This window comes from Paraburkholderia sp. RL18-101-BIB-B (assembly GCF_046026985.1).
In the GTDB taxonomy this organism is placed as follows: Bacteria; Pseudomonadota; Gammaproteobacteria; order Burkholderiales; family Burkholderiaceae; genus Paraburkholderia.
Genome location: NZ_JARESV010000010.1, coordinates 119,891 through 141,396 on the forward strand (window position 1 = coordinate 119,891; position 21,506 = coordinate 141,396).

The 21,506-nt window shown below is 63.5% G+C and carries 23 protein-coding genes; 12 read left to right on the forward strand and 11 right to left on the reverse strand.

Annotation, left to right across the window (positions count from 1 at the left end; genetic code table 11):
• The first annotated feature begins 201 nt into the window (after positions 1-201).
• The 3 genes from P0D73_RS17260 (at position 202) to P0D73_RS17270 (ending at position 4,062) form a co-directional block, all read left to right on the forward strand.
• Complete coding sequence (locus P0D73_RS17260) at positions 202-573, forward strand: YciI family protein (RefSeq protein ID WP_132377510.1); 372 nt, start codon at positions 202-204, stop codon at positions 571-573.
• Positions 570-1,838: an RNA polymerase sigma factor gene (locus P0D73_RS17265; RefSeq protein WP_408432242.1), complete on the forward strand. Its 1,269-nt coding sequence runs from the start codon at positions 570-572 to the stop codon at positions 1,836-1,838. The genes P0D73_RS17260 and P0D73_RS17265 overlap by 4 nt, the downstream gene beginning before the upstream one ends.
• A 292-nt stretch (positions 1,839-2,130) precedes the next feature.
• Positions 2,131-4,062, forward strand: coding sequence for an SMP-30/gluconolactonase/LRE family protein (locus P0D73_RS17270; RefSeq protein WP_408178149.1), 1,932 nt, complete (start codon positions 2,131-2,133; stop codon positions 4,060-4,062).
• Positions 4,063-4,264: 202 nt separating this feature from the next.
• Here P0D73_RS17270 and P0D73_RS17275 read toward each other — a convergent pair whose 3' ends face one another.
• From P0D73_RS17275 to P0D73_RS17300, 6 genes are all read right to left on the reverse strand, one after another.
• A complete protein-coding gene (locus P0D73_RS17275; RefSeq protein WP_408178148.1) occupies positions 4,265-5,248 on the reverse strand; it encodes a fatty acid desaturase in 984 nt (327 codons plus the stop codon).
• A gap of 151 nt (positions 5,249-5,399) precedes the next feature.
• Complete coding sequence (locus P0D73_RS17280; protein ID WP_408432245.1) at positions 5,400-6,188, reverse strand: CDP-diacylglycerol diphosphatase; 789 nt, start codon at positions 6,186-6,188, stop codon at positions 5,400-5,402.
• Positions 6,189-6,237: 49 nt separating this feature from the next.
• Positions 6,238-7,692: an indoleacetamide hydrolase gene (gene iaaH / locus P0D73_RS17285; RefSeq protein WP_408178146.1), complete on the reverse strand. Its 1,455-nt coding sequence runs from the start codon at positions 7,690-7,692 to the stop codon at positions 6,238-6,240.
• Positions 7,673-8,626: a ferritin-like domain-containing protein gene (locus P0D73_RS17290; protein WP_408432247.1), complete on the reverse strand. Its 954-nt coding sequence runs from the start codon at positions 8,624-8,626 to the stop codon at positions 7,673-7,675. Before P0D73_RS17290 ends, iaaH begins: the two co-directional genes overlap by 20 nt.
• A 132-nt stretch (positions 8,627-8,758) precedes the next feature.
• A complete protein-coding gene (locus P0D73_RS17295; protein WP_106277508.1) occupies positions 8,759-8,974 on the reverse strand; it encodes a DUF6566 family protein in 216 nt (71 codons plus the stop codon).
• A gap of 351 nt (positions 8,975-9,325) precedes the next feature.
• Positions 9,326-9,988 carry an NADPH-dependent FMN reductase gene (locus P0D73_RS17300; RefSeq protein ID WP_408285219.1) on the reverse strand — a complete coding sequence of 221 codons (663 nt, stop codon included), beginning with the start codon at positions 9,986-9,988 and terminating at the stop codon, positions 9,326-9,328.
• 460 nt (positions 9,989-10,448) lie between these two features.
• Between P0D73_RS17300 and P0D73_RS17305 the strand changes: the two genes are divergently transcribed.
• Complete coding sequence (locus P0D73_RS17305) at positions 10,449-11,120, forward strand: J domain-containing protein (protein ID WP_408285216.1); 672 nt, start codon at positions 10,449-10,451, stop codon at positions 11,118-11,120.
• A 4-nt stretch (positions 11,121-11,124) separates the two neighbouring features.
• Here the strand turns inward: P0D73_RS17305 and P0D73_RS17310 are convergent, their stop codons facing one another.
• Positions 11,125-11,790: a gamma-glutamylcyclotransferase gene (locus P0D73_RS17310; RefSeq protein WP_408432249.1), complete on the reverse strand. Its 666-nt coding sequence runs from the start codon at positions 11,788-11,790 to the stop codon at positions 11,125-11,127.
• A gap of 364 nt (positions 11,791-12,154) precedes the next feature.
• Here P0D73_RS17310 and P0D73_RS17315 point away from each other — a divergent pair, with 364 nt between their 5' ends.
• The 3 genes from P0D73_RS17315 (at position 12,155) to P0D73_RS17325 (ending at position 14,884) form a co-directional block, all read left to right on the forward strand.
• Positions 12,155-13,723, forward strand: coding sequence for an MFS transporter (locus P0D73_RS17315; protein ID WP_408432251.1), 1,569 nt, complete (start codon positions 12,155-12,157; stop codon positions 13,721-13,723).
• A gap of 209 nt (positions 13,724-13,932) precedes the next feature.
• A complete protein-coding gene (locus P0D73_RS17320) occupies positions 13,933-14,133 on the forward strand; it encodes a hypothetical protein (protein ID WP_132377499.1) in 201 nt (66 codons plus the stop codon).
• Between the two features lie 226 nt (positions 14,134-14,359).
• Positions 14,360-14,884 carry an arsenate reductase/protein-tyrosine-phosphatase family protein gene (locus P0D73_RS17325; protein ID WP_408285207.1) on the forward strand — a complete coding sequence of 175 codons (525 nt, stop codon included), beginning with the start codon at positions 14,360-14,362 and terminating at the stop codon, positions 14,882-14,884.
• Positions 14,885-14,944: 60 nt separating this feature from the next.
• On the opposite strand, the gene P0D73_RS17330 is transcribed toward P0D73_RS17325, so the two are convergent.
• The 3 genes from P0D73_RS17330 to P0D73_RS17340 all read right to left on the reverse strand — a co-directional run bounded on the left by P0D73_RS17330 (position 14,945) and on the right by P0D73_RS17340 (position 16,197).
• Positions 14,945-15,226: a hypothetical protein gene (locus P0D73_RS17330; RefSeq protein WP_408314889.1), complete on the reverse strand. Its 282-nt coding sequence runs from the start codon at positions 15,224-15,226 to the stop codon at positions 14,945-14,947.
• Between the two features lie 308 nt (positions 15,227-15,534).
• Complete coding sequence (locus P0D73_RS17335) at positions 15,535-15,861, reverse strand: H-NS histone family protein (protein ID WP_132377496.1); 327 nt, start codon at positions 15,859-15,861, stop codon at positions 15,535-15,537.
• 105 nt (positions 15,862-15,966) lie between these two features.
• A complete protein-coding gene (locus P0D73_RS17340; protein ID WP_408178138.1) occupies positions 15,967-16,197 on the reverse strand; it encodes a hypothetical protein in 231 nt (76 codons plus the stop codon).
• 438 nt (positions 16,198-16,635) lie between these two features.
• Between P0D73_RS17340 and P0D73_RS17345 the strand changes: the two genes are divergently transcribed.
• On the forward strand, positions 16,636-16,953 hold the full coding sequence (locus P0D73_RS17345; RefSeq protein ID WP_408314886.1) for a hypothetical protein: 318 nt from the start codon (positions 16,636-16,638) through the stop codon (positions 16,951-16,953).
• 59 nt (positions 16,954-17,012) lie between these two features.
• Here P0D73_RS17345 and P0D73_RS17350 read toward each other — a convergent pair whose 3' ends face one another.
• Positions 17,013-17,285: a hypothetical protein gene (locus P0D73_RS17350; protein ID WP_408178137.1), complete on the reverse strand. Its 273-nt coding sequence runs from the start codon at positions 17,283-17,285 to the stop codon at positions 17,013-17,015.
• Between the two features lie 388 nt (positions 17,286-17,673).
• Here P0D73_RS17350 and P0D73_RS17355 point away from each other — a divergent pair, with 388 nt between their 5' ends.
• The 4 genes from P0D73_RS17355 (at position 17,674) to P0D73_RS17370 (ending at position 21,504) form a co-directional block, all read left to right on the forward strand.
• On the forward strand, positions 17,674-18,921 hold the full coding sequence (locus P0D73_RS17355) for an MFS transporter (protein WP_132377492.1): 1,248 nt from the start codon (positions 17,674-17,676) through the stop codon (positions 18,919-18,921).
• A 90-nt stretch (positions 18,922-19,011) separates the two neighbouring features.
• Positions 19,012-19,359: a lysozyme inhibitor LprI family protein gene (locus tag P0D73_RS17360; protein ID WP_408178135.1), complete on the forward strand. Its 348-nt coding sequence runs from the start codon at positions 19,012-19,014 to the stop codon at positions 19,357-19,359.
• A gap of 188 nt (positions 19,360-19,547) precedes the next feature.
• Complete coding sequence (locus tag P0D73_RS17365; protein ID WP_132377491.1) at positions 19,548-20,258, forward strand: lysophospholipid acyltransferase family protein; 711 nt, start codon at positions 19,548-19,550, stop codon at positions 20,256-20,258.
• A gap of 124 nt (positions 20,259-20,382) precedes the next feature.
• Entirely contained in the window at positions 20,383-21,504 is a 1,122-nt protein-coding gene (locus P0D73_RS17370; protein WP_408432253.1) for a branched-chain amino acid ABC transporter substrate-binding protein, read from the forward strand.
• Positions 21,505-21,506: the final 2 nt, after the last annotated feature.

Sequence of the window (21,506 nt, forward strand, 5' to 3'; positions counted from 1 at the left end):
GAAATTGATAGCCGCGCGGAGCGGATGGCGGGCTCGCCCGAAGTGACCGCGCGCAGGGTCCTCGACGGAGGCGACCGATTGACGCGGGTGCGTCGTTCGCGATTTTTTTAACGCCGCCTGTCCGTCAGCATGCGGCCCGAGCGTCATTGTAATGGCGGCCCGATGTCATTCAGCCGCCTTAACCCCATGACGGAGGCTCATATGCAATACCTATTGATGATCTATTCGGAAGAAAACGGCTGGAACCAGATGACCGACAGCGAGCGGCAGCAAGGGGTTGCCGCCTATCAGGCGTACACCGAATCGTTGAAAAAAGCGGACGCGCTGGTGGGCGCCAACCGGCTCCAGCAGACGAGCACGGCCACCACGGTGCGGCTCGTCGACGGTAAGCCGCAGGTGCTGGACGGACCTTATTCCGATTCGAAGGAGCAACTCGCCGGCTACTACCTGATCGACGTGCCCAACCTGGACGCGGCGATCGCGTGGGCGTCGCGTTGTCCCGGCGCGGCGCACGGCCTCATGGAAGTGCGCCCGGTCTGGACTGCGCCTTACGATGCGCCATCCGCTGCATGAGTCCGGGCGGCGGCGACCGTGACGCTGACGGCGCCGCGCATGCGATTGCCGAGGCGGTCGCGCGCCGCAGTTACGGCAAGCTCGTCGCGCTGCTGGCGATGCGCACGCGCGACGTCGCCGCGGCCGAGGACGCGCTGGCCGACGCGTTTGCGGCCGCGCTCGCGGACTGGCCGCAGCGCGGCTGCCCCGCGAATCCCGAAGCGTGGCTGATGACGGTTGCGCGCCGCCGGGCGGTCGATGGCGCGCGTCATCGCCGTGTCGGCGACGAAGTGGTGAACCAGCTGGCGATCCTCGCCGACGAGATCGACGAGCGTGAAGCAGGCATGTTGCCCGACCGGCGGCTTGCGCTGCTGTTCGCGTGCACGCACCCTGCGCTCGAGGCCGCGATTCGCACGCCGCTGATGCTGCAGGTGGTGCTGGGGCTCGAAGCGAAGACGATTGCGTCCGCGTTCCTGATGTCGCCGGCCGCGATGAGCAAGCGCCTCGTGCGGGCAAAGAACAAGATTCGCGAAGCGGGCATTCCGTTCAGCGTACCCGAGCGCGAGGAGTTGCCCGGCCGGCTCGCCGCGGTGCTGGAAGCAGTCTATGCGGCGTATGCGGAAGGGTGGACCGATCCGGTCGGCGGCGATACCGCGCGACGCGATCTTGCCGGCGAGGCGCTGTTTCTTGCACAACTGCTCGTCGAATTGCTGCCCGAGGAACCAGAGACGCTTGGTCTGCTCGCGCTGATGCTGTATGCGCAGGCGCGGCGCGATGCGCGACGCGATGCGGCCGGCGACTACGTGCCGCTGTCGGCTCAGGATCCGGCGACATGGAACGCGCCGATGATCGACGCAGCCAATGCACTGCTGCGGCGCGCGAACACGCTCAACGCAATCGGACGCTTTCAGCTCGAGGCCGCGTTGCAGTCTGCGCACGTCCACCGTTGCCGGACGCATCGGCCGAACTGGGACGAGGTCGTGCAACTCTACGATGCGCTACTTACGATTGCAGCATCACCGGTGGTCGCGGTGAACCGCGCGCTCGCGCTGGCCGAACGTGACGGCCCGCAGGCGGCGCTCGACGCGCTCGAACCGTATGCGCACGATCCGCGGCTGGCCGACTATCAGCCGTACTGGGCCGCGCGCGCCGATCTGCTCGCGCGTGCCGGCGCGACGGCCGAAGCGCTCGGCGCTTACGATCTCGCGATCGGACTCGAACGCGATCCGGCCGTGCGCCGGTTCTTGCAGCGCAAGCGCATCGAACTGTCATCGACGAGGAGTTAAATTGGCGCTTGCGTTTGTCACGCGAGGTTGCAAGCCGCGCGCGCTAACGCCACTCAGACCCGCGCTATGCGAGTCGCGTATGCCGCTTGCATGAGCCTGTTAGCTGCCAACAGGAAACGGTCGACGTTAGCTCAAGAGGTCCCTGACCGAAAAGAACACATGAACTGTACGAAGCTCTGGAGTCCATCCTCAATATGATCTAAAAATGAGGAGGCGCGAATTGCACGCTATGCGTCTCGAGTTAATGAGGTCATTCACGTGAATGATCGCTACATCCAGGAGAGCAGCAGTCATGGTGCAAATAAAACGAATTCATGCTGCGCTCTTCGCCGCAGCGATCGCCACGATTGCGCCGGCCTGTCAGGCGCAAAATACCACCGACTGGCTGGCGAACACCTATGGGACTCTCGCCGCCCACGTGGGTAACACCGCGCGTTCCATGTGGGTCGCGCCCGAGGGCGTCATCTATACGGCATCCATGTGGGACGAGTTCGAGGGTGGCGTCGCGATCTACCAGAACGGCAAGAGCCTCGGCTCGATCGGCGCGCACGGCGAGTTTCAGGGCGGCGCGATCACGGGCAACGCGACGTCGATCTTCGCGGCACTGCAGCCCGGCGGGTCGTACGGAAGCGGCGCGGTGGGACGATACAACCGCACCACCAAGGCTCGCGATCTTTTGATTCAGGTCAGTGCGTCGACCAACCAGCCTCGGGTCGACGTCATCGCCGGACTCGCCACGGCGGGCTCGCTCCTCTATGCGAGCGACTTCTATGGCAATCGCGTCCGCATCTACACCACCGACGGTGTCTGGAAGCGGGACATCAACGTGTCGGGGCCGGGCGCGCTCGCCCTGGATGCCGCGGGCAACGTCTGGGTTGCTCAGAAGAGCGAGGGCTCGATTGTCGAGTTCAGTCCGACTGGCGCGCTGCTGAACACCATCCGTATGCCCAGTGGATCGCAGCCGTCTTCGCTCTATTTCGATGCATCGTCGGGGCAGCTCATGATAGGGGACGAGGGCCCCGACATGAACATCAAGCGCTACAAACTCTCGGGCACGCCGACGCTGGCCGGTACATTCGGCATTCAGGGCGGCTATCTCGACACCACGACGGGAATCAAAGGCCAGGTCGGCGCGAAGCGCTTCACCCGCGTCACTGGCATCGGCAAGGACACCGCCGGCAACCTCTATGTGCTCAACAACCCGTGGGGCGGAAGCTGGGACCTCGGCCGCAATGGCGGCACCGACATTCATGCGTATAACAGTGCCGGCAACCTGCGGTGGACGCTTCAGTCCCTCAACCTCGAGGGCATCGCCGCCCCGGACCCGGCCACGGATGGCGCCTTGTTCTATGGCGGCACCAACATCTACAGCGGCAGCGCTGGAGGCACCTTCGTCGCGAACACCGTCGATCCGTTCACCTACCCGTCGGACCCGCGCATCAACATGAACGATCACTCACGGGACGAGCACTTCGGTCAACTTGCCACCGTCGGTGCCAACCGGATCCTCGTGGCGTCCGGCCAGAATCCCGATATCTTCTACTTCTTCCACTTCAATGCTGCGAATGGCTACATCGCCATACCGGACGCCACGCTTCCTGGTCCGGCGTTCAAAACGACCGCGGCGGTCAGGGACGGATTCAGCATCGACAGCAAGGGGGGCGTGTGGGCGGGTCTGGATAAGACGGGCTTCATCTACCACTACCCGCTGACCGGCTTCGACGCCAGCGGCAAGCCAACATGGGGACCCGGCATCCCTATCCGCATTCCCGCGAGCATCCAGCCGCTGACGCGCATCGTCTACCTCGCGGACAGCGACACCATGATTCTCGGGCAGGGTGTCGTCGGGAGTACGGACTGGACCTCGATAGGCACGCGGATCGAGGTGTATCACGGCTGGAGCGCGGGCAACACCACGTCACCCAATCCGGTGATCAACCTCACCCATGCCGGCGCCAAGTCGATTGACGCGGCCGGCCGCTACCTTTTCGTCGGCTACTGGTTCGGCAGCGGTCAAGCTTTGCCGAACATCGACGCCTTCAATCTCGCTACAGGCAACCTCGACACCACGCTGGTCAACACCAATAGCCGTGCCGTGGACGCCAGCAGCGCGATCGATGCGATGTACGGCATCAGGGCATACCTTCGATCTACCGGCGAGTACGTGGTCACGAAGAACAACGTCAAGGGCTCCAGTATTACTGTTTATCGCTGGACGCCCTGATCGTGCGTTTCCGTAGACTCTTCACCTCAGGTGCTGGAACCGGCGCGAACAATCAATGTATCGGCGCGTCACCTGCGAATGTCCTCTCAGCAGATTGCGTGCGGACATTCGCCGTCTCCTATCGACTGGCAGCTTCGCATGCATGCGGCTGGTAGTAGACCACCGGGTTCGCGATTGCTCGGCGATTCGGACCGCCTGTGCGCTACGCCCTGCCGAAAGCAGGCGGATTCCTCTCGATGAAATCGGGCAGATTGCCATGCACCGGATGCGCAACCGGTGCGTATCCGTAGAGCCTCAACCACTCGCTATAACCCTGTACGAGAAAGCCTCCTGAACGTTCTATGTACAGCTGGCGGGAGGTCTCGTAGACGACTCGAAGCGCAAACCACGGCACATGCGGCAAGTCGTGATGAACCAGATGGTAGTTGTTGTTCAGAAACAGCAGACGCCAGAACCACGCCGCTTCGTTGATGACCGTGCGATGCTCGTGTGCCTGCGCCGCACGATGTTCCTGAAACGAGCGGATCGAGCCCAACGACAGCGCGCCATAACCCGCGCCGACGACAAAGACCCACGCCGGAATCCCACACGCACGTTGCAGCCAGGCCGTGAGCCCGGCGAGTGCGGCGAAGTGCGCGAGCCACACCGGGACATCGCGCCAATCGCCGCTTCTGATTCGACGCAGCGCTTGCACGCCCGTTGCGGCAATGGCGAACGCCGGCCCGATCAGCAGGCGCCCGATAAACGTATTGCGGAAGGTCAGCAGTGCGCGAATCGCCCAACCCGCGCGTCGCCACACGAGCGCGCTGACGAAGTAGCTCTCGGGGTCGCGCTCGGGATGCGTCAGATGCGGATCGTCGTGATGCTGAAGATGTGAGTCGCGATAGATGCCGTAGGGAAACCACACGGCGAGCGGCGCGAACCCTAGCAGAGCGTTGACGAACGGCGAACGCGTCGGATGGCCGTGCAGCAGTTCATGTTGCAAGGACATGTACCACGTGCCGAGCACGGCCAGCAAGAGAGCGGTGAGCGGCAAGCCGAGCTCGCGCGCATGCGTCGCCACGCCGAACCATCCTCCATAGATCGTCACGATCAGCGCCCAGGTCGGCCATTGCGTGCGCCAGGTCCAGCTTGTCGCCAGGCGGGCGAGTGCGTTGCGTTGCGTGTCGTCGAGATAAATCGCCATGGGCGGGATCGGTCGGAATGCAGGTTCAGACCGATCCTACGGACCCGCGCGCGTTGCCAGAACCAATTTGTTCAGCAATGCATCTGCTCAAACGTGCATAGGCGCGCGGGCCTAAGCACCGGCGCGCTCTGCGAGCTTGCGGGGCAGGCGCTTACGGCGCGTCCGCCACGCGGCAGGCGTGATCCTGGAGGCCTTCCGCCGAGCCGCTGCCGTTGTCCACGTCGAGCCCGCTATTCACGACCAGCCAGCCGTCCTTCTGAGCGGACGGCCCCGCGCCCGTCACGAGAATGGTTTGCCCGGCCATCGCCGCAGCGCCCTGGTTGTCCCGCGCGACGATGCGAAACGGGTTGTCGGCCCCCTCGAGCGAAGTCACGCGCATGATGCGGTAGCGATTGCCGTCGAGCGTCTCCCAGCGCCATTCATCGGGCGAGTCTTTGGCGTGGCGCGCGAGCGCTTCGCTGATATCGCCGCGTATGCAATCGATATGGATATGCAACTGGTTCTGCGTGCGGCGATATTGCGAGTTGATTTCGAGGCTGAGCTGATTGTCAGGCAGCGAGCGCTTGACCGACTTCTCGACATAGGTGCGCGCGTCCCAAGCGTCGACCCAGTAATCCTGCGCGTGCGGCGCGAGCACGAGCGGGCTTTCGATCCCGGTAATGCGGTCAGTCGGAATCAGCAGATGCTGCGAGCGTCCGACGATATCCTTCAGGATCGCGTAACGTTTGTTCAGGTCGACAAACGTGCATTGACCCGGCGTGCCGGTGGCCTGCTGAGACGGCACGCAACGCAAATCGACGATCTTCCACAGCGCATTCGAATCGACCGCGGCGAGGCGCGCGCATGCGCTGGCGGCCAAGGCGATAGCTAACGCCGCGGCGATTCGCGTGCCGTGGCGCAAAAGGACCCGCTGCAGGAGAGCGGGCGTTGGTGTTTTCATCGGCGTTTTAGTCGAGTTTTTTAGAGGCGTTGTGAAGGTCGTTGCGGTATCAAAGCACCGGCGCCGGCAGCGCGCCGAGAAGCTGTTCGAACGCCACGCCAATCGCAAGAAGACGCCGGTCTTCGCCGAGCGGGCCGTCCAGTTCGAGTCCGACCGGCAAGCCGCTCGCGGTCATGCCCGCCGGCAGCGAAAGCCCCGGTATGCCCGAGGTGCTGGCCGGATCGGTGTTGCGTAGGAACGCGTCCATGGTGTCGATCGCTGCCGAACCGTCGATCGAGACTACCGACGAGCCGTTGATGTCGTCGATCGGCACGGCGGCGAGACGCGTGGTCGGAAACAGCAGCGCGTCGAGCCGCTCGTCGGCGAACGTCGCGGCCATGTACTGCTGCAAGCGCGGACGCCAATGATTCAGCGCGGCCTCGTAGCGGTCGCCCAGCACATCGTCGAGCACGCCGTCGTAGATCGCGCGCACGTCCGGGCTGGCAATGCGGGCCGCCATTTCGACGACGGTTTTGACGGGCGCGTCGTTGGCGACGAGCCAGCCCAGCACGTCCTCGAGCGGCTCATGGATCGCGATCGGACCGCCCACCATGCCGTTTAGCTCGTCCAGTTCGCTCATCGCCACCGGCACGAGCACCACGCCCGCCGCTTCGAGTTGCTTCAACGCGGCCCGCGCGACGTCTTCCACCTGGCGTTCGAGCCCTTCCCAGAGCGGCGCGGGCAGACCGATGCGCAACCCGTTCAACGCGACGGCCGGCAATGCGCCGGCGCCGGTGATCACGCCGTCGAGCAGCGCGATATCGGCGACGGTGCGCGCCATTGGCCCGACCGTGTCGCGCGTATGGCTGATCGGCACCACGGCGTTCGGATCGTGATAGCGCCGTTCGGGGCCGCCGTTGCCGACCGACGGACGAAACCCCGCCGTGCCCGTCAACGCGGCCGGGATGCGGGTCGAGCCGCCGGTGTCGGTGCCCAGGCCCGCGGGCACGATGCGCGCGGCAATCGCCGCGGCAGTGCCGCCCGACGAGCCGCCCGGAATCAGCGTGGGATCGTAGGGATTGCGCACCGGCCCGGCATGCGTGGCGAGGTTCGTACTCGTGATGCCGAATGCCAGTTCGTGCATATTCGCCTTGCCGAGCACGATCGCGCCGGCGTCGATAAGGCGCTGCACCGAAGGCGCGTTGGTCTTCGGCATAAAGCCCTCGAGCGCCGGTGTGCCCGCCGAGGTCTGCATGCCCGCCGTGTTGATGTTGTCCTTCACGACGATAGGCAAACCGGCGAGCGGCAAGCGAGCCTTGTCGGCCGCGGGCAAGGCGTCGATGCGCCGCGCGGCGGCGAGCGCGCCGTCGAGCTCGAGCGTGGTGAGCGCATTGAGGCTCGAGAGCGCCGCTGCGCGCGCGAGCAAGGTGGCCACGTAGTCGGCGGCGTTCAGGCGGCCGGACTGGATCGCGGCGACGGCTTCTGTAGCGGTCAACGCGAGTTGTTCATCGACGGTCCATGTCATGGCCGGCGTCTCCTTGTCCTGATGGGATTTCCCGGCGCGAGGGTTTCATGAAGCGCAGTGCGAAGCGCGCCAGCGTGGGCACCAGCTTGGGCCGCAGCAGTCTCGCATCGTAACCGCTCATGCGCCGGTCGTTTTCCGCGAGGCAGAGCGCGAACAGGTCGCGCGCGTTCATGCCTTCACCGATTACGCTGCTGCTCGCGGGCAGAAAATTCGAATCGTGCGCCATGCCTTTAGCGTCGATGCCTCTCGCGATGGCGAGACGCTGCCACACCAGCACCACCCAGATCGCGGCCACGCGCAGCGAATGCCACGGTCTGCGCCAGAGTGGCATGGTGCGCCGATACCACGCGACCCAGTTGATAAAAAACAGAATGTGGCGCGCTTCTTCGTGAATCACGGGCTCGAGAGTCTCGACCAGCGCCTCGGGAAAAAAGCCCGACTGCCGCGCCGAGCGGAATAGCCCGAACGCAAAGAAACTGTCGACGCACTCGCTATAGCCCGTGCGCATCCATTCCCATTCGGCGTCGCGCGGCGGCGGATAGTCCGGCTCGGGCGCGATCTCGATGCCGTACGCGGCGACCAGCTTCGAGAGCACGTGCTTGTGACGCGCTTCTTCGTCGCCGTCCATGGTGATGGCTTCGCGCAGCAGGGGATCGCTCAGTTGCGCGGCATAGGTATGGACGGCGATCGACGCGCGGCCTTCGGTCTGCACCGCGATGTCCCAGATCGGCAGCGAGCACAACCGCTCGAGCGCATCGGGCGGCAGCGCCGGCCATTCGATCACGGCGGGTTTATAAGGGTTGTGGGTTTCAAGCAGCATCCGGCAAAACATCTGCTTGTGCGGCTCGGAACCGATCTTCACGCGGGCGGGGCCGCGGAATGTCCAGTGGCGTAGGGTGCGGTCTTCGGCAACATCTGTCAGTGTATCGGACATGGCAGGCGTACAGAGGGCGAACTCGATGTGTCGCCTATTCTGGCACAACCGTTCAAATTCCGATGCCGAGCGGCGCAAGCTGGCCCGCGCCGCTCCCAGCGCAAAATGATGCAAATGACGCGATCGGTGATTCTACTGGTGGTTATCGATCCACATGCGTCCCCAGCGGAATGCGTAGGCCAGCGCGTGCTCTTCGTCGAAGAAGTAATCGAGCGCGTCGAATGAATAATGCTGCTCGTGATTCGCGGAAGTTTTCTCGATGGTCAGGTTGGCGGCGAACAGGCCGTTGGGGAGTTGTTGTGCGGCCGGTGCAACTTCGTAACCCTTGTAGCGAATATGTGCGTTCATGATTTTTGGCAATCGTTGTGCCCCGCTTGCGTTGCGAAAAGGCCGGCACGTCGGACGCAACCCGTAGCGTCACGCGGCCGGTAAATCAGCGGGCAGGATCAAGCCTAGGCCGCGCTGCGCAGCGGGTGAACCAATCTTTCGTCGTAAGCAAATCAGGAGGGAGGTGTACAGGAGCCCCGATCGGATCATATTCGCTGTGTTCAAACACACTATCCGGCGTTGCGGATCACGGGTCTGTTATATGCCGCACGGTTCGCGCGAACGACCGCGCCGTGGGCCGCGCAAGCGGGTCCACGGCGTCGTGAGTCTTGTGGCGAAAGGGATGTAAACCGGGGGACTTAAACCGGGGATTTAAACCGCGTGCAGGAGGCGAGCGGGTTGTGCTTCCTTGAGCGCGGTGCCGGCAAGCGGCGCGGCGTCCGGCGTGCGGTGTGTGTTGAATGCCAGCGCGAATTGCGCGGCCTGCTGGCCGACGGTGGCGAGTTGATCGATCACCTTCGCGTCGGAACAGGTATCGACGGTGTCGAAGCGCGTTTCCAGCGTGTTGATGCCAGCGCCGAACGGCGTTGGCCAGCCGCGCAACGCGTGGACGATCGAGCGCAACGACGTCAGCACCGATCCCGCGGCCTGCCAGCCATACGCGGTGACGATACAGCCAACCGCCCGGCCATCCAGATAGGGGCGCTCGTCGGCGCGCAATTCCTCGAGCGTGTCGAGCGCGTTCTTGACGAGACCGGACACGCCGCCGTGATAGCCGGGCGTGGCGATGATCAACGCGTCCGCGTGGCGCACCGCCTCGATCAGTTCAAGCTGTTCGTCCGTGCGGTGAGCCTGTTCCGGGGCGTAGTGGGGCAGGCTATGCAGGAAGGTGCCGCCGAACAGGCGGGTGTTCGCGCCGGCTGCTTGCGCGCCGCGCAACGCGAAGCCGAGCGCGCGTTCGGTCGACGAGGCGGCGCGTGTCGTGCCGCCAATGCCGATGACGAGCGGCCGGCGATGATGATCGAAACTGGTCAACGAAATGCTCCTTCGGTAGCGGCTCACGGCGCGCCGGCGCGGGGCTGCGCGCAGCGGGCCGGGGCGAACCGGACTTTGAAGTGTCATCTTAATCAGCGCCGGGCGCCGCACGAAGCGACTTTTTGTTCTAACGATATAACCGCGCGGCGTGTTGCCGGCGCGGCGGCGCGCCCGCAGCCGGCGTCGTGGAGCCCATGCCGCGTCCGCTGCAATGCACTTGAAGCCGCGCCGGATAAGCATATGGCGAAGCATTGTTTGGGGGCGCGATGACCTGCGGCTATCATCGAATCGTCTCCTCCATGACACCTCCTTGACATGGGACTCGGCCTCGCCACGCCAGTGGCGGGGCCTTTTTTTATCCGCCGGCTGAAGGGCGCACACGCGGGCCACTTCACGATAAAGCCGTTTTTTGCATGTTACGATCGACCGCGAAGCCAATCACGGCGAGGTCGAGCAAGCAATGGCAACTCTTTATGACACCCTCGGCGTGCCCACGCACGCCACTGACGAAGAAATCAAGCGGGCGTACCGCAAGGCCGCGATGAAGTGGCATCCCGACCGCAATAGCGGCGCCGAAGAAGTGGCACGCGCCACCTTCCAGGAAATCAAGGACGCGTACGCGATCCTCTCCGACGCCGCGCAGCGCAAGGTGTACGACGCGGTGTACGCCGAGCAGATGCGCAGTTGGGAAGCGCAGCACGCACGCCAGCAGAAGGCGCAAGCCGAGCGCGAAGCGGCGGCGCGCGCTGCCGACGAAGCCGCGTATGCGGAGATGGTCTCGCTCGCCATGCGTTTCGCCGACGACGGCCACAACCGCGATGTGCTGTTCGGCGTGCTGCTCGGGCGCCAATGCGAGGCACGGCGAGCCGCGCAGATCGCGGACAGCGTGTCGGCGTTGCAGGCCTCGCGCCGCGAAGCGGCGAAGGCGGAGGCCGAGGCCGCAGAGGCGTCTGAGGTCTCCGATGTTTCAGCCCAGTCCGAGGCAACTTCAGTGAAACAGGACGCCGCCAGGCATGGCGCGCCGGCCGGCCGCGCCAATTCGGGCAAGCGCGAAGAACCCGCTGCCGAGACCCATCCGGCCGGCGTACTCGAAGGTTTGTGGTTTCAGTTCCTCAACGGCTTGCGGTTTTGACGCATCACGCCGGCTGCCGGGCGATTCGCGTCAGTTCTGAGGCGAGTTCGTCGATATAAGGATCGTTCAGGCCGCAGTCTGCGAGCGCGCTCTGCAGCTTGAACACGTACTCCGCGTTGGTGCCGAACAGACCGGTCGCCACCGCCATCAACGGTGCGATCAGCGGTGCTCGCGCGTCGCCTTCGTATTGCGAATTCCCGTGATCCGCCACAAAGGCGATCGCCGATAGTTCGGTGCCGTCCTCGAGCGTGAGCGGCGCCCACGTCGGACGATAGGCGCCGGTCACCATCTCGCGAATCCAGAGAATGCGCAGCTCTTCTTCGAGCGTCTCGCCGCACAGGCGCAACGCGACGCCTTGCGTGCTGCCGCCCAGTTCGAGCGAAAGCATGCGGCCCGGCTGCTGCGGCGTGCCGCGTCCGGCGATCATGCGGATGCAGAAGCTGCGATGCCAGCCGTGCAGGGTCGCGATGCGGCGGCTGTCGAAGTCCGAGATCGGATTCCACATCAGCGAGCCGTAGGCGAAGACCCAGACATCGCCGGTGTCCGGACGCTGCTGCATGGTGTGCGCGAGCGACGCGTCGATTTGCGCCTGCGTCCACAGCATTTCCTTGGGCAGCGATTCAAAACTTTCGAGGTAGGCGCCCGAGCTAATGGCGTTTCTGTTCAGCATCCCGTGATTTCCGTCGTGGTGTGGCGTGGCGCTCGGCCGGTCGGCATGACGTCCGCGCAAAAACTCTCAAGCTCAGTATGAAGGCGGGACTGGCCGCGATAAATCCGTCTGGGGTAAATAGTGCGTCGCGCTCAGCAGCACAATCGGCGGGCACGCAACGCCGAATGCCCTGGCGGCGGGCCGGGCCAGGCGGCGGCGATTGCCGCATTTCAGGTGGCTCAGTGACGACAAGCACGCTCTTTATCCGTCGCCAATCCGCCAACAGAATAGCGACCTTGAGCGCTTGACGAAGCGCGCTCGGCCCGCGCCTGGCCGGTGCCCGATCGTCCGCGCCACTTCCGGATTCTTATCGAAGGGCCAGTTGATGAACACTGCAACCTCATACAAAACGGACAGCGGCAAACCGCTGATTCTCGCCGCCGTCTGTCTCGCCGCGCTGGTGCTGCCGCTAGCTTTTTCCGGCGGCGCGGTCGCGACGCCCGCAATCGGGCGCGACCTGGGCGGCAGCGCGAGCGCGTTGACCTGGGTCACGAATGCCTTCATGCTCAGTTTCGGCAGCCTGCTGATGGCCGCCGGTGCGCTCGCCGACCAGTTCGGCCGCAAGCGGCTTTTCGTGAGCGGCCTGGGCGGCTTCATCGTGACCTCGCTGGCGATGAGTTTCGCGCCGTCCGTCGTCTGGCTCGACGTCTTGCGCGCGATGCAGGGCGTCTGCGCGGCGGCGTCGCTGGCGAGTGGATCGGCGGCGCTCGCGCAGGAATTCGACGGCCACGCCCGCACCCGGGCGTTCAGCATGCTGGGCACGAGCTTCGGCATCGGACTCGCGTTCGGTCCGCTGATGGCCGGCGCGTTGATCACGCACTTCGGCTGGCGCGCGATCTTCCTGGCGATTGCCGCGATCGGCGCGCTGGCCTTCATCTTCGGCGTGCCGCGTATGCGCGAGACGCGCGATCCGGTCGCAAGCGGCCTCGACTGGCCGGGTACGATCACCTTCACCGCCACGCTGGCGCTCTTCACTTTCGCCGTGATCCAGGCGCCGCAAAGCGGCTGGTCGAGCCCGCTGGTGGCCGGCACGCTGGCGGCGTCGGCGCTGTTGCTGGCGGCGTTCGTGCTAGTGGAAATGCGCGTCGCGCGGCCGATGCTCGAACTGAGCCTGTTCCGCTATCCGCGCTTCGTGGGGGTGCAGATTCTGCCGGTCGGCACCTGCTATTGCTACATCGTGCTCATCGTGATGCTGCCGCTGCGCTTCATCGGCGCCGAAGGTCTCAGCGAGATGGACGCCGGTCTTCTGATGATCGCGCTATCGGTGCCGATGCTCGTCGTGCCGATGCTCGCCGCTTCACTCACGCGCTGGATCTCGGCGGGCGTGTTGTCGGGTATCGGTTTTCTGGTCGCCGCAGCGGGGCTTTACTGGTTGAGCCGCGTCGACATGAGCGCCTCGCGGGCGTCGATCATCCTGCCGATGCTTGTCACCGGCATCGGCGCGGGCATGCCGTGGGGCTTGATGGACGGCCTCTCGGTAAGCGTCGTGCCGAAGGAGCGCGCGGGCATGGCGTCGGGCATTTTCAGCACGACGCGCGTGGCGGGCGAGGGCATCGCGCTGGCCATCGTCACGGCTTTGCTCGCCGGACTGGCGCAGGCGAGCCTCGCGCGACTCGTGCCGCACGCCGACCCCGCGATGGCCGCCCATCTCGCCGAAGCCGCGCAGCGGTTGACGACGGGCGGCCTGGCGCAAGCGGCCGCGAGCCTGCCCCAAATCGGCAGGCGCGAACTGGCGCTGACCTACACTCACGCGTTCACTCGCCTGTTGCACGTGTTGATCGCGATCACGCTGCTGTCCGCATTTGCGTCGTTCGCGTTTTTGAGTCGCACAGGATTGCGCGACGATCGAAGCGGCGAGCCGCAATGCGAGACCACCGAATCCGCAGCCGTGTGAGGAATGACGCTCTGGCCGGTAGGCGATAGAGGTAGACCGAATTGATATAGACAGCGGCCTTTAGCGTTCGAATTTGCACTTCTAGAATCAATGACACGTCCGCGACAGTGGTCGCTCGAACGCCGCCGTGAAGAGCGACGCCTGCTCATTGCCACGCGGTCCTGCTTCGTTTGACTTTCACGCAGTCAGTCCCGAGAGGCACGACGGCCATGTTCACTTTCATCGTTGTAGTTGCGGTGGCGGCATTTGTTCCCTACGTCGCGGCACCGAGCATCGCCAATGGCGTCAAGGCGATCAGCAACCCGCCCGCGGCCATGATGTTCGACACGTCGCCCGCCGCGGCGTCCGACGGAAACGACGCGGCCAACCGGATCGTCTCCGACCGACGCGAGAGCGACGCTGCTGTCTGAAGCGCGCGATCCCGTCAGGCGCTCCACTGAAGGCTTAATGAAAGCTCGACGCTCGCGCTGGTACACTCCCGCGCAAACGCGACGCGCGGTGCCCGTGAGCGATCGATCCCTGGTACAAATTCTCGTGGCGCAACAAATTTGAACATCGTAGTGTCACGAGGGCGCAAGACTGAGCCGGCAGAATTGCACACAGAATCAAACAAAAAAACACGGGTACGGGGTAAGCGTGACCAGAAAATATAAGGTGCTGTTTCTCTGTCGAGAGAATTCAGCGCGCAGCATCATTGCCGAAGCTTTGTTGCGGGAACTGGCGGGACACCGGTTCGACGCGTTCAGCGCGGGGCCGGAACCGGCCGCGCGGGTTCATCCATTCGCGGTCGCGCAATTGCGGCCCGGCATCTCGGACCTCGGCATTCTCAGCCCGAAAAGCTGGCTGGAATTCACCGGCGAGTGGGCACCGCGCATGGATCTAGTCGTCGCGCTGGACGAATCCGTCGACGCACATCACACGCCCGCGTTTCCTGGCGAGCCTGCGTCGTGCACGTGGGCCTTCGCCGATCCGCTCGCCGACGACATCGCCGAGTCCGAGCGGGCGCGTCTATTCGAGAAGGTGTTCTGGCAAATCGTGCGGCAGATGAGCGCGTTTATCGAACTGCCGCAATATGCGACGCCGGCCAGCGTTGCGGCCACTGCGGCCGCGATCCCCGCTTTGAGTGCCTCGACGCAGCGCGTCACGACGTGTGACGCCTGAACACTTTGCGCAGGCGCCGCCTCGGTCTTAGTCAGGCCTGAGGCGAAACGCCAGCAAGAGTCACTGCGCGGGCTTCCCTGCATTCATTGAATCGCCGGGCGACACCGGCTGCGGTTTGCCATTGGCCGAATCCATGTTTTTCATGATGGTTCCCGGCATCGGGTCCAGTGGATTCGAGACGGGATCGCCCCAATTGGTCATGCCCGCGGTCGCCGCGCTGTGCGCGTTGCCTCCGCCGCTGCCGCCCTGGCCGTTGCCGCCGCCTTGTGCGAGCGCCGCACCGTTTGCCACGGAAAGCGCGGCGACGCACCCCAGCATGATTTTCAGCATTGAGTTGCGCATGACCTTTCTCCTTGCGAGCTCATCGGCATCAGGACCGCTGTGAGCCGAACGTATACGGCTCGTGATTGCCGTGAGCGGTCCTCGAGATGCAACGCGCCATTGCGCTGCTCTGTCGGGATATACGGCGGGCACAGGCGTCTGGATGCAAATGAGCAATGCGGGGCAACGCAGGTCAAGCGCACGCGACAACGCATCACATGCGTGCGTGGCACGGGTACAGGCGTGCTTGCGAATCTGCCGAAACAGCGATTTCCACGGAGGAAGTGCGGGGTGATTTCTCTACGCTAGCGGCTGGAAAATGCGGTGGTCTATCGGTTGTTCGAACGCGCAAGCGGGCTTCCGGCGAACGGGTCGTTCTGCCAGTCCACGCGCTTTTTCGGCTGCGGGGCAGGCGCCGGCGCGGCCGACAATTCAAAGTGGTCGATGGATTGACCTGCGCTGATTGCCTGTTTCAGCCACTGGGGCATTTCGCCCTGGCCGTCCCAGCTATCTCCAGTTGCGCTACGGTAGCGTTCAGCCTTTTGCGCGGCCGGCTCGGATGCCAGCACTGCAGCAAGGTCTTCTGGTTTGATGCCAAACTCTTCCATGCGATGGCGGAGATACGCAATCATGCTATCTCGCTTCCTTTCGTCCATAAGATATTCGTCCTTCTAAAACGTCCGGCGTTCTGTCAATTACAGATTGCAAGGGAAATCCGCGAAAGCATCGGCCCATATAAATGGGGACGGCCCGCGGTGTGGTTATCGATTGAAGGAAATTCCAAAGGCAGCATTTAAAAAACGTCGCACCATATATCGCGGCGCAGCAATTAGCCGACCCGGCCGCCTATCAAATTCAGGGATGTCGATCAGTGAATATTCAAGCGCTTTGCCGCGCGGCAAGGAAGGCTGCGTACGACTCACGCTGAGCCTCATGCCCACAAGGGAAAAAACGGTATTGACGATGCACTGATTGCGGCAGGCCGGTTTCATCTCCACGCTCCGTCTCTCGCCGGTACTTCGCGTGGGGCCGATTATTGACGTTATGTCAGCATCATAACGCACTGTGCGGCCAACGCACGTACCGGTCTGGATGATTTTGTGCAAATCCCTTCTATCGAACTACTCCGGCTGCGGCAGACCGGACCGGGTGTTCCGCGATTGAATTCCTGATTGGCCGAGCTATAAAGAAAACAGCGGAGCCAAAATCCGTGCTTCCAGCCTGCGGCGACTGATTCCGGCCAGCCGCGAGAACGCGTCCGACATCGGTTGCAGGTCTGGCAACTCATTACTCGTTTAGTTCGATGACTCGCCGCAGCAGTTGGCATCGGCATCGACTCGTCCGTCAGCCCATTGGGCAGCCTGGCTTTTTTTCGCGGATCAATTCTTTGGAGGACGAGAACTGCTGCGCCGGATTCAAGGAGTCTGGACATGAAACTACGATTATGGATGGCGCTGGCCAGCGCCGTGCTTCTGCTGGTGCCGAAAACTGCGGCCGCGCTGGGCATCGAAGGCCAGCAGAGCACCGGCATGTCGGGCCGCGCGCTGATGCAGCAGAACGCGAACGAATCGGCGCAAGCGACGACCGACATGTCGTTCAGCGAATCGGGACAGGGCATGCCCGGCGCCCAGCCGGTGCGCAACGTGTCCTACGGAGGCGTGGCCACGGGGCAATCGGAAGCGGGAGGCCGGCAAGGCCAGCCCTGCACGTCTTCTGGGCCGCAATGCAGAATCTATTTTGGTCAATGACCGGTCTATCTTTGGGAATGCGGTGCGCGATGGCGGGCACCGCTTCCCGTCAGCTGCCGTTATGCGAATGCCATTGTGTGTAGCGGATGATCGGCGCGCTCGCCGAAACGACCCATCATCGTGTTGAAGCCCTGTCCTTCCACGGCGGCGCGCTCGCTGAATCCGCGCAATTCGTCCAGCAGTGCGCGCCACGACGCATGCCAGCGCGTTTCCTTGATGCACGTCCCCAACGAATCCGCGATGCGCAGCACGCCGTTGTCCGGATAGAAGGTGACGGTGAGCGGCATGCCGTCGATCACGCAAGTGGCGGTGCAAGGGCGGGTAGTAACCATGGGCGATGTCCTCTTTTCTTGTGAGCGGATGAGCGGTTGTTAAAAACGCTGACGTGCGCTTCAGCAAGCGCTGTGCCCAGGTGACGCTCGCGCTTCGCTATGCCCTGCCGCGTCATTCGCACGCAGGCAGCCAAGCGTGAGATCCGCACCAATAACCCCACGCTCGACTGCAATTTTCCGGAGTCGTCAGCGAGCGAATTAATACGATGTTATGGTGTAGTCCATTCGGGTTTTCACCCGCTGATTGTCCAGACTGCAATCGCGTCACTTTCCGGCAAGCAGGCCAATATGGCCTGCTTTTTTAATCGTGCCGGGCGATCTGCGACTGGATTAGCGAGGTGCGGCCGCTCCAATCCCACCCGTTGTTAAGAGACTCGCAAACAATACTATGTTGATCGAAGACAATCTGCCCGCGAGCACCGCCTCGCTGGACGATGGCGCCTCGTCGTCCCTGCGTTCCTGGTTGGCTGTCATGGCAGTCGCCATTGGCGCGTTCGCTTTCGTGACGACGGAGTTCTTGCCGGTCGGACTGTTGCCGCGCGTCGCCGCCGATCTGGGCGTGTTGCCTGGCACGGCCGGCCTGATGGTCACCGTCCCCGGCGTCATCGCGGCTATTTCAGCGCCGGGGCTGATGCTGGTGGCGGGGCGCATGGATCGCCGGCGGGTCTTTCTTTTACTGACGGCTTTGCTGCTGGCGTCGAATCTGATTTCCGCGTTTGCGCCGAATTTCCTCTGCATGCTGCTCGGGCGCGCGCTGCTCGGCGCCGCGCTGGGCGGTTTCTGGACTCTGGCCACGGCGGCCTCCGGGCGTCTCGTGAAGCCGAAGGATTCGGCACGCGCCATGGCGACGATCCTCACCGGCGTGACGTGCGCAACGGTGATCGGCGTGCCGCTCGGCACGTTCATCGCGAGCTTCGCATCATGGCGCGTGTCGTTCATGGCGACCGGCGTGCTGGTCGCGGTCGCGCTGATCGCGCAATTCTTCTTCGTGCCGTCCTTGCCGTCGACTGCCGCGCTGCGTCTGCGTGATCTGGTGGCGCTGCTGCGCCAGCCGCATCCGCGCCGAAGCATGCTGATGGTGGCACTCGCTTTCGGCGCGCATTTTTCCTCGTACACGTACATCACGCCTTTCCTGCTGCGCAACGCGAATCTGGACATGTCGACCATCACGTGGCTGCTGCTTGGCTTTGGCATTATCGGGTTCTTCTCGAACTTCGCCGTATCGTCGACGGTCACGCGCAATCTGAAAGTGTCGGTTGGTGCGATGGTTTCACTGCTGATGTTCGCCCTGGTGTTGCTGCCGCTGCTGCAGCATTCGACGATCGGCGTCGTGGCGCTGGTGCTTGCGTGGGGCATTTCCTTCGGCGCGTTGCCGCTGTGTTTCAGCATCTGGATTCAGCGTGCCACGCCGGATTCGCCCGAAGCCGGCTCGGCATTGTTCGTGAGCATCATTCAGGTGGCGATTGCGCTGGGGTCGCTGGTGGGCGGCGTGGTGGTCGATCATGTGGGGATTTCCGCGGACTTTCTGTTCGGTAGCGGCCTCGCGTTGCTGGGGCTGGCCGCGCTGGCCAGCTTTGGCCGCAGCGAGCAGAAGGTCGCCGCTGAAGCGGTGGCTTGCCCGGCGTGTACGGAATAATTGTCGGGTATCGGTCCAGCCGTTCGGACCATGCTCACGATAGTTCAACTCGACCGCGAAACAGTGATGAATCGACAACGCGATCAAGGCATGAAACGACACTTGCGATGGACGCTGTTGGCAATGGTCACGCTCAGTTCCGCGTCTGCATTCGCCGCCAGCTTCGACTGCGGCCGGGCGCGCTTGCCGGACGAAAAGGCCGTATGCGCATCACGGCAACTGAGTGAGATGGACGTCGAAATGTCCGTGCGCTACCAGATGCTCACGGGCCTGGTTGCAATGGGCACGCGGGGCAATATGCAGGACGAGCAGCAGGTGTGGCTGAAGTCCAGAAAAGCATGCGGCGGTAATCAATCGTGTCTGCTCAATGCCTACCGGCGACGCATTGGCACGCTCAAGGACGACTATGCCCGGCTCGCGAGTCGGGGGCCGTTCTGAGTGCGCCGGGTGTCGTCCAGAAACGGATGCGTGACAAGGACGAGGAACGCAAGCCGAATTCGATACGTCGGTGAGCGGCGGGAGCGCCCGGCGCGCGTCTCCCGCGCGACCGAACGTATCACTCACGTCGGAGTCTCAACGCGTTACCATGAACTCCTTCCGCCGCTTACCATCCGATTCAGGTCCCGATGCGCTCAACTTTTACCAAATGGCTTTTTATCGTCTACCTGCTCGGTAGCGGCACGCTGTATTCAATCCTTATCCTGCTTCTCTTTCCCTTCGTCGGACGCGCTGGACGATACTGGCTCGCCAAGCAGTGGTGTCGTGCGCTGGTTTTCGTCATGCGTTGGCTACCCGGCGTTTCATGTTCGGTAGACGGGCTCGACAATCTTCCCGACGGCCCGGTGATCATCCTGAGCCGTCATGAGTCGACGTGGGAAACGCTCGCATTCCTCGCGCTTTTCCCGCGCCGCATCAGTTTTGTGTTCAAGGAGGATCTCCTGCGCATCCCGTTCTTCGGCTGGGTGTTGCGCGGCCTCGATATGGTCAGCCTGAATCGCGGTTCCGCGCGACAGGCTCACCAGGCTGTGACGAAGGAAAGCGCGGAGAGGCTGGCCAAGGGCGACGTCGTCGTCATTTTCCCGGAGGGCACCCGGGTGGCGCACGATGCACCGTTGCGAATGACGTCCGGCGGCGTTCGGCTGGCGTGCGCGACCGGCGTGCCGGCCGTGCCCGTGGTGTTGAACGCGGGCAAGGTCTGGCCGACGAAAGGCTGGCCCGACGGCCGCGGGCATATTCGCGTGGTGGTCGGCCCGCCGTTGTCTCCGCAGGACATGACCCAGCAGGAATTGAGTCACGCGGTTCACGAGTGGATGAAAAACGAACTGCTGCGGCTTTGATGATTTTCGAGCCGAGCGGTGACGGATGGATCATCTGGAGACGCGGAGCCTGGCGTACCGCTCGATTGAACTGGAACCCAATTGAGCATAAGGTGATTGCTCCCTAGTCCAATCGGAGTCCGGTATGCGATGTCTTGCAATGACTGCGGCCGCATTGATGGCCGCTGGTTTCACCCTGTCCGCGAGTGCCCAGGTTGTCGTCACCATCGGTCATTCGGCGCCGCTCACCGGTCCGCAGGCACCGAACGGCAAGGACAACGAGAACGGGGCGCGGCTCGCCGTCGACGAGCTGAACAAGGCGGGTGTTACCGTCTCAGGTCAGAAGGTCACCTTTAAACTGGACTCGGAAGACGACCAGGCGGACCCGAAAATCGGCGTGCAGGTTGCGCAGAAACTGGTGGATAGCGGCGTAGTCGCGGTCGTCGGACCGTACAATTCGGGCGTGGCGATTCCCGCCTCGCGCGTCTACAACGCCGGAAACGTGCCGATGCTGCCGGTCGCATCGAACCCGGCGCTGACGAAGCAGGGCTTCAAGAACATCTTCCGGATCGGCGCGAGCGACGAGCAACTGGGCGGCACGATGGGGCAGTTCGCCGCGAAGACCTTGAAGGCCAAGACGGCTGCTGTCATCGACGACCGCACGGCGTATGGTCAAGGCGTCGCCGAACAGTTCACGAAGGTCGCCAAGGCGAACGGCATTCAGATCGTGGCTCAGGAATTCACCAACTCGTCGGCGACCGACTTCCTCGGCATTCTGACGACCATCAAGGCCAAAAATCCCGATGTGATTTTCTTCGGCGGGTACGCGTCGCAGGGGGCGCCGATGGCCAAACAGATGCGCCAACGCGGACTGAGGGCGAAGCTGCTCGGCGGCGACGGCATCTGCTCGGCTGACATGGGCAAGGTCGCGGGCGAAGCGGCATCGATCGTGTATTGCGCGCAGGGCGGCATTGCGCTGGAGAAGACAGCGGCCGGCCGCGAATTTCTGCAAAAGTACAAGGCGGCCTATAACATCGATACGCAGGTCTATGCCGTGAGTTACTACGACGGCGTCAAGTTGCTGGCCGACGCGATGGTGAAGGCGGGAACCACAACGGACAAGGCCAAGCTGACCGCCCAACTCGCGAAGGAAAACTATAAGGGCGTCGCGGGCACCTATTCGTTCGACGAGTCCGGTGACCTGAAGGGCGCGCCGACTACCGTGTACGGCATCAAGAACGGCTTGCCGGTCCCTTACGGACAGTAACG

Bases quoted from the DNA above. Each gene is read 5' to 3' on its own strand.
- P0D73_RS17260 (WP_132377510.1), top strand. From the start codon at position 202: ATGCAATACCTATTGATGATCTATTCGGAAGAAAACGGCTGGAACCAG.
- P0D73_RS17265 (WP_408432242.1), top strand. From the start codon at position 570: ATGAGTCCGGGCGGCGGCGACCGTGACGCTGACGGCGCCGCGCATGCG.
- P0D73_RS17270 (WP_408178149.1), top strand. From the start codon at position 2,131: ATGGTGCAAATAAAACGAATTCATGCTGCGCTCTTCGCCGCAGCGATC.
- P0D73_RS17275 (WP_408178148.1), bottom strand. From the start codon at position 5,248: ATGGCGATTTATCTCGACGACACGCAACGCAACGCACTCGCCCGCCTG.
- P0D73_RS17280 (WP_408432245.1), bottom strand. From the start codon at position 6,188: ATGAAAACACCAACGCCCGCTCTCCTGCAGCGGGTCCTTTTGCGCCAC.
- iaaH (WP_408178146.1), bottom strand. From the start codon at position 7,692: ATGACATGGACCGTCGATGAACAACTCGCGTTGACCGCTACAGAAGCC.
- P0D73_RS17290 (WP_408432247.1), bottom strand. From the start codon at position 8,626: ATGTCCGATACACTGACAGATGTTGCCGAAGACCGCACCCTACGCCAC.
- P0D73_RS17295 (WP_106277508.1), bottom strand. From the start codon at position 8,974: ATGAACGCACATATTCGCTACAAGGGTTACGAAGTTGCACCGGCCGCA.
- P0D73_RS17305 (WP_408285216.1), top strand. From the start codon at position 10,449: ATGGCAACTCTTTATGACACCCTCGGCGTGCCCACGCACGCCACTGAC.
- P0D73_RS17310 (WP_408432249.1), bottom strand. From the start codon at position 11,790: ATGCTGAACAGAAACGCCATTAGCTCGGGCGCCTACCTCGAAAGTTTT.
- P0D73_RS17315 (WP_408432251.1), top strand. From the start codon at position 12,155: ATGAACACTGCAACCTCATACAAAACGGACAGCGGCAAACCGCTGATT.
- P0D73_RS17320 (WP_132377499.1), top strand. From the start codon at position 13,933: ATGTTCACTTTCATCGTTGTAGTTGCGGTGGCGGCATTTGTTCCCTAC.
- P0D73_RS17330 (WP_408314889.1), bottom strand. From the start codon at position 15,226: ATGCGCAACTCAATGCTGAAAATCATGCTGGGGTGCGTCGCCGCGCTT.
- P0D73_RS17335 (WP_132377496.1), bottom strand. From the start codon at position 15,861: ATGGACGAAAGGAAGCGAGATAGCATGATTGCGTATCTCCGCCATCGC.
- P0D73_RS17340 (WP_408178138.1), bottom strand. From the start codon at position 16,197: ATGAAACCGGCCTGCCGCAATCAGTGCATCGTCAATACCGTTTTTTCC.
- P0D73_RS17345 (WP_408314886.1), top strand. From the start codon at position 16,636: ATGAAACTACGATTATGGATGGCGCTGGCCAGCGCCGTGCTTCTGCTG.
- P0D73_RS17350 (WP_408178137.1), bottom strand. From the start codon at position 17,285: ATGGTTACTACCCGCCCTTGCACCGCCACTTGCGTGATCGACGGCATG.
- P0D73_RS17355 (WP_132377492.1), top strand. From the start codon at position 17,674: ATGTTGATCGAAGACAATCTGCCCGCGAGCACCGCCTCGCTGGACGAT.
- P0D73_RS17360 (WP_408178135.1), top strand. From the start codon at position 19,012: ATGAAACGACACTTGCGATGGACGCTGTTGGCAATGGTCACGCTCAGT.
- P0D73_RS17365 (WP_132377491.1), top strand. From the start codon at position 19,548: ATGCGCTCAACTTTTACCAAATGGCTTTTTATCGTCTACCTGCTCGGT.
- P0D73_RS17370 (WP_408432253.1), top strand. From the start codon at position 20,383: ATGCGATGTCTTGCAATGACTGCGGCCGCATTGATGGCCGCTGGTTTC.